The organism is Bartonella sp. AP9QHHD (assembly GCF_042195625.1).
In the GTDB taxonomy this organism is placed as follows: Bacteria; Pseudomonadota; Alphaproteobacteria; order Rhizobiales; family Rhizobiaceae; genus Bartonella.
The window spans coordinates 1-5,946 of record NZ_JBHIOP010000049.1; the positions used below are offsets into that span (position 1 = coordinate 1).

General features: G+C 36.3%; 9 protein-coding genes and 3 pseudogenes. 9 read left to right on the top strand and 3 right to left on the bottom strand.

The window, feature by feature from the left end; genetic code table 11:
- A pseudogene (locus ACFIK4_RS04065) lies at positions 1 to 210 on the top strand (hypothetical protein); the annotation flags it as partial.
- A gap of 125 nt (positions 211 to 335) precedes the next feature.
- Here ACFIK4_RS04065 and ACFIK4_RS04070 read toward each other — a convergent pair.
- Positions 336 to 641 (bottom strand): BrnA antitoxin family protein, encoded by a 306-nt coding sequence (locus ACFIK4_RS04070; RefSeq protein WP_273756873.1) that lies wholly within the window; start codon positions 639 to 641, stop codon positions 336 to 338.
- Entirely contained in the window at positions 619 to 918 is a 300-nt protein-coding gene (locus ACFIK4_RS04075; RefSeq protein ID WP_006925654.1) for a BrnT family toxin, read from the bottom strand. The genes ACFIK4_RS04070 and ACFIK4_RS04075 overlap by 23 nt, the downstream gene beginning before the upstream one ends.
- A gap of 193 nt (positions 919 to 1,111) precedes the next feature.
- Here ACFIK4_RS04075 and ssb point away from each other — a divergent pair.
- From ssb to ACFIK4_RS04115, 8 genes and pseudogenes are all read left to right on the top strand, one after another.
- Positions 1,112 to 1,565: pseudogene (ssb, locus tag ACFIK4_RS04080) on the top strand (single-stranded DNA-binding protein).
- Positions 1,566 to 1,575: 10 nt separating this feature from the next.
- On the top strand, positions 1,576 to 2,112 hold the full coding sequence (locus ACFIK4_RS04085) for a hypothetical protein (protein WP_375668737.1): 537 nt from the start codon (positions 1,576 to 1,578) through the stop codon (positions 2,110 to 2,112).
- A 67-nt stretch (positions 2,113 to 2,179) separates the two neighbouring features.
- Positions 2,180 to 2,380 (top strand): type II toxin-antitoxin system HicA family toxin, encoded by a 201-nt coding sequence (locus tag ACFIK4_RS04090; RefSeq protein ID WP_375612550.1) that lies wholly within the window; start codon positions 2,180 to 2,182, stop codon positions 2,378 to 2,380.
- Complete coding sequence (locus ACFIK4_RS04095; RefSeq protein ID WP_375675075.1) at positions 2,377 to 2,772, top strand: type II toxin-antitoxin system HicB family antitoxin; 396 nt, start codon at positions 2,377 to 2,379, stop codon at positions 2,770 to 2,772. Before ACFIK4_RS04090 ends, ACFIK4_RS04095 begins: the two co-directional genes overlap by 4 nt.
- Positions 2,773 to 3,231: 459 nt before the next feature.
- Positions 3,232 to 3,546, top strand: a complete 315-nt coding sequence (locus tag ACFIK4_RS04100; protein ID WP_375675079.1) for a hypothetical protein — start codon at positions 3,232 to 3,234, stop codon at positions 3,544 to 3,546.
- Positions 3,547 to 3,549: 3 nt separating this feature from the next.
- Positions 3,550 to 4,128 carry a hypothetical protein gene (locus ACFIK4_RS04105; protein ID WP_375675077.1) on the top strand — a complete coding sequence of 193 codons (579 nt, stop codon included), beginning with the start codon at positions 3,550 to 3,552 and terminating at the stop codon, positions 4,126 to 4,128.
- 595 nt (positions 4,129 to 4,723) lie between these two features.
- A pseudogene (locus tag ACFIK4_RS04110) lies at positions 4,724 to 5,532 on the top strand (antA/AntB antirepressor family protein).
- A complete protein-coding gene (locus ACFIK4_RS04115; RefSeq protein ID WP_375613974.1) occupies positions 5,529 to 5,807 on the top strand; it encodes a hypothetical protein in 279 nt (92 codons plus the stop codon). The pseudogene ACFIK4_RS04110 and the gene ACFIK4_RS04115 overlap by 4 nt, the downstream one beginning before the upstream one ends.
- Positions 5,808 to 5,858: 51 nt before the next feature.
- Here the strand turns inward: ACFIK4_RS04115 and ACFIK4_RS04120 are convergent.
- The coding region (locus tag ACFIK4_RS04120; RefSeq protein WP_375675081.1) for a BrnA antitoxin family protein at positions 5,859 to 5,946 on the bottom strand (88 nt) is incomplete at its 5' end.

Below are 5,946 nucleotides of genomic sequence, written 5' to 3' on the forward strand. Positions count from 1 at the left end.
TCCAAATAGTTATAAAGAAACGGTTTCTTTGCCTGTCACCTCTAAGCACGTGGAACACCAGTTTTCTTTTTCATTGGATACTGTACTTTGGTACTCAGATATTGCTCTTTGGTATTCTTTTTAGTTTGTGTACTGTTTCTTATGTTACATACACGCAGTTTAATAAACATATCTATTTACACACTACAGTGCTCAGTTAAAAAGCTATAGTAAAATTTCCGATTTTATAAAACTGTTCAGATTACGTTGTTTCTTCTCAACGTTCATAGATGAGATCAACAAGGAGATAAAAAACTATCGAAAGCTGTTTGATACTCTTTGTAGCAGGAAAGAGATCAACGCATTGAACGAAGCATGGCGTCACGTAAAATTGCGTTAATCCGTGTTTGATATCCTTTCCCTTGACTTTTAAGCCACGCTAGAACGTCTGAATCCACACGTACTGTTGTGACAGTTTTGGTTGGTTTATAGAATGGATTGCGAACGGCGTTTTTCCAGAATGCATCATTGAGTGACGGAATATCACTATGATCAATTGCACTGTCCGGCATTGCAGCCAGCTTATCAACTTCAACTCTCTGTTTATCTGTCAAAGGTGATAAGTTACCTACATCAATTTCATAAAGAACTTTCTTCTTCATAACGTTTCCTTTCTTTCGAGTTAGCTCGCCGCGCTGAAATAATACGGATTACTTCTATACCATCTTTATCATCATGGACAGTATGCGCCACGAGCAGCAGTAAAAAACCATCCACAAGACCCAAAGTTTGCCAACGATATTCTCCGTTTTCAATACGGTCTTGTTTAACCATGGCGAACGGGTCTGCAAAAACACGAGCAGCAATTTCAAAACTGACACGGTGCTTTCTAAGATTACTTTTTGCTTTAGTTTCATCCCATTCAAATCTTATTTTCATATCTTATGTTAATACATTTATGTATGTATTTCAAGAGTTTTAAATGAACACTGAACTATTTATGTTTTTTGCATATTAAATATAATTTTATATGTTAAAAAACAATAATATCATTTTGAAATAATTGAAAAAATAAGCAAATCATACTAAGATTTTCTATGTATTAAAGTACAAGTTTAAGGTAAGAAAAAACATGCTAAATAAAGTGACATTAATCGGGCGTTTAGGTGCTGATCCCGAAAGCAAGACAATGAATTCTGGAGCAGAAATAGTCAATTTTAGTATAGCGACTTCTGAGAGCTATACAGATAAAAAAAACCAATCAAAAAGTAGAGAAAACAGAATGGCATTCCGTGGTGATTTTTAATCCACATTTAGCAAAAATTACACTTCAGTATCTCAACAAAGGTTCAAAGATTTACGTAGAAGGCAAATTACAAACACGCAAATGGCAAGATAAAAATGGGCATGACCGTTATACAACAGAGATTATCTTACCACAATTCAAAGGGGAATTGTATTTGCTTGATGCAAAGAAAGAGCAATCAGCATCCCCTACCCCTTCACCCATTACTTCTCAAAATTATGCTATCGCTTCAGGTGCTACTGATCATGGCACATCTCTTAATGATGCTATCCCATTCTGATTGATAACATATGACAAAGAGAAAAAAACGTACAAAACGCGGACGTCCTCGGATTAAAGGATGTATCAGAGAACCAAACGGACGCATCTCACGAGCAAAAACACCGCATAAACCCATGGATAAATTGGCAATTGAAATGCGTGCCAAACGCTTTGGCTTGACCATAGAAGAGGCTAAAAATCCGCTTTCCGGAACCTATATCGGGCGGTTTTATTTGCAAGGTGAAATCAATCAAGACCAATATGATGCTGCACAAAAATATCTTGAAGTGAAAAACAATTATCTATGTGCAAAAGGATTGCCTAATGCAATTTATGATAACTTTACTCCTTCATCAAATGAGGAGGCACAAAAACGGTGGATTGAAAGAGCAACTCATTGTTATGAAGAGACGAAAGAGGTTATCAAAGAAACACAACACCTCTATAGACAGTATAATCTTTACGCTGCATTACAATATCTTGTTATAGAAGATCAATCGTTAACACATCTTGTTAGCTCTTTGCGTATTGTTCTTAATGCGCTTCATAAGCATTTTAGCCATTAAAAAAGAATTGACATCAGATGAAAAATCATTAAAATGTGTATATATTTACACATTATGAGTTTAGGTAATGGAACAAGATAGCCGAAAAATCATTGCAAAATTAAAGCGTGATGGCTTTGAACTTATCAAAGTGAAAGGTTCTCATCATAAATTTAAAAAAGATGATAAGGTTGTTATCGTTCCACATCCTAAAAAAAATCTTCCGATTGGTACAGCACGTTCTATCGCACAACAAGCAGGCTGGTTAAAAGAAGGAGAAGAAGAATGAAAAGATTTTTTGCTCTTGTTCATAAAGATGAAGAATCTGCTTTTGGTGTTCAGTTTCCTGATTTTGAGGGACTTTTTTCTGCTGCTGATGAGGAAGAAAATTTAATCGCAAATGCAACAGAAGCACTCCAACTTTATTGTGAAGATATAGATAGAGTGCCTATTCCTTCAAAATTTGAAGAAGTCATACAACGGAAATCTGTCAAAACAGCTTTGTCAGAAGGAGCTTTTTTAATACAAGTTCCTTTTATTGAAAATGATTCAGAAGTCATACGCACAAATATATCAATTGAACGAGGGCTTTTACGTGCAATTGATAATTGTGCACAAGAGAGAGGTTTAACAAGATCTGCTTTTTTGGCAACAGCAGCGCGTCACGAGCTTAATATTTAGCTCTTCAATCTGGAAAAATTTATCACTCTAGATTTTTTTGCAAAAGCGTGTAATTGCATATGATCCGCGAGCTATTAATGAAAATCAAAAGGCGGCAGGCAAACAAAACGCTATAGTTAAGAGGGATATAACTATCATTGATACTATATACATGGCATCTAATATTTCTGGACCTGTCATTGCCTTTCCCTCCTATAATAATTTCACAATAATTTATAAAATCTAAAATATAGATTTTTTTGTTGGCATGGTGTAAAAAATCGTATTTAATGACGGCACTGCATTGGTTGTATTGCGTCCAAAATTCAAAAATATTCCCAAAAATTCAATGAAATATCAAGCCTTTAATATGGCTAGAAAGCTCTGTTTTCTGGGTAATTCTGACTAATCTATTTTTCAAATAACAAAAATCAATAATTGACTAATGATGTCATTAATTATGACTCAAAAGGAGCAATGATGAAAACTGTCATCACTAAGCCAATGTGTGTTGTTGGAGACAATAAAAGCACTGTTCGATTTGAACCATCAACACCCAATAATCCATTTGTTGAAGTTTCTAATCAAGTCTACGCACGTCTCAAGCGCGCTAATGCTGTAAAACCTTTTATTGGAGTCAAGACAACAGCAAAAACAGACAAGGCAGTTGAACAAATTAAGCAGATAAAACAAGAAGCCGTACAAACATCGTCTGAACCAGTGACAGAGGAAATTCCACTCGAACAGCCAAAAGCATCTAAAGCTTCCAAGTCACCTACCCCAAAAAAGGCTTAGAAGTTGAAGTTAATCATCCACCCAAAATGCTATCTTCAACAGGTGAAGGATACCTTCACAAGCCTTCAAGCACCACGCCTTAATTGGGCTCTGCGTAATGCTCTAAACACTGCAGCAAAACAAGTTGAACGCTTTACTGAAAAGCAAGTTGCAGACATCTCATCAGCCCAAATAAAGCGTATAAGAAGAGGTGTTTATATTAAAGAAAAGGCAACAGCAAGGTTTCTTGAGACAGATATCATTGGTTCTGGAACACCGATACCTCTTAAATTTTTTAAAGCAAACGAAACAAAACGCGGCGTAACTTACACACTGTTTGGAAAGAAAGAAATCTTACCCCATGGTTTTATCAAGGGAGGCAGTTTTCCAAAGCGTGTTGAATTGAAAATGGGAGGGAATGTGTTTCAAAGAGATGACGGAGATCAATTCCCCATTGCAAAACAAGAAGGACCTTCAATTGCTAAAGTGATGTCTAAGCCAGAAATTGCAAGTGCTATTGTAAAAGAAGCCAATGAAAGATTAACCAAAAACATACAGAGACAACTTTCTCGTCAAGAATACGCTGCTAATAAAAAAGGCTAGATCATGTTCTCAAGCTTTATCTATATATTCCATATCCTTATGAGTTTAGGCATTACATATTCTTATTGCAATTTTAAAAACAGATTATCACTTATGCTTTGTTTTTTTCATAAAAAAATCAATAAAATCAATTCAAAAGGTACTTCCCAGCGGGTTGGCTTCGTTGCGGGGCAGGCGAGCGCAAACTATCGCTAGCGACAGAATTTTCAAATTGACTGTACATTGTACACATAACTCATTGATAAATAACAATTTAATGTGTACTCATATACACACTGTACAATAGTGGATTATTTTTTAGAAAAAAGTTTTTTGTCACTTGACAAGATAGTATTGTTATATCTATTGTCGAATCAGGTGCCTAACAAACACCTTAAGCAACTAGCGGATAAATTGCCGGAACAATCTTTTCTCCGCAAATTTAAATTTTTGACTCATTGTATGCGTATAGCGTATAAGGAAGTTTGTCGGGTGTGGTTACACTATAAAATACCCTTGCGGGGAAAGTGTAACGACGGACTAGTTGCCGTGTTTGTTAGCGCCCGGCACTCTCTTAGAGTGTCATTAACAAACATCTAACAACTAGGGGTTCACAATGACTCTCATTAAAATATCAGAACAAGCAATTGGACAAGAGATTGTTCAAACAGTTAGTGCACGCGAATTGCATGCATTCTTAGAGGTAAAACGGGATTTTTCCAATTGGATTAAAGATCGTATTAATAAATATGATTTTAAAGAGGAAAGAGATTATATTTTAACGCTCGCCAAAATTGGCGAACGTCAAAATGTGGTATTAAAAGAATATCACCTCACTTTAAGTGTAGCCAAAGAACTTTCTATGGTGGAGAACAATAAGAAAGGTAGAGAAGCTCGTTTATATTTTATAGAATGTGAAAAACGTGCAAAACAAATAGCAACACCGCAAATAAATCTTGCCAATGCTTTGGAAAATCCTCTTACGATTAAACAGCNATAGCAACACCGCAAATAAATCTTGCCAATGCTTTGGAAAATCCTCTTACGATTAAACAGCTCCTTTTAGAGAGTATCAATCAATTAGAAGACTTAAGAAATGAGGTGAGTACACTCAAGCCAAAAGCCGAAGCTTTGGAAGGTCTAAAACGCTCTGATGGTTTATTCGGTCTTATTGAAGCAGCAAAGATGTTGGAAGTACGACCAAAGGATTTAACTGATTACTTGCGTAAACATGGTTGGGTGTATCGGCGTACTCCAGGGGCGCCTCTGTTACCTTATCAAGATAAAATCAAAAAAGGTTTCATGGACTGTCCTGCTATCACCATTCAAAGACCAGATGGTACAGAAAAAGTGCTCCCTTCAACAAAAATTACATCCAGAGGATTGGCATGTTTGAGAGAGCAAATCTTTGGGGGTGTGCAATGAATAGCAGTGTCGACTTCTTATGCGATTTGTGGATAGCGTTGGCTCAATTTTCCAATCATCAAAGTGTTGGAGATGAGGATTGTAACACGCTGGTGCAGGTCATGGGCGTGGTGGAAAAAGCTTTGATTTTAGAACTTCAAGATGAAGTGCCCAATTTTACAAAGATTCTGGCAGTTCTTACAGATTTCGGAGCTTCAGAGTTTCCCATGGCTATGAATCCTTTTTTGAAAGCTTACGAACCAGATTTAGAAAGCCCCATTAAAAAGGTTGCTTAACTTAAAAACAGAACTCCCCTCCCCGTTCTCAAAAATGGGGAGGTGGTTGGTTTAGCTGCCACTTGCTTTTTTTAAGACTTCACCCATACGTGTTCGCCAATCTTTTCCTTGTTTTTTAAAAGAGGCAATAACATTTGGG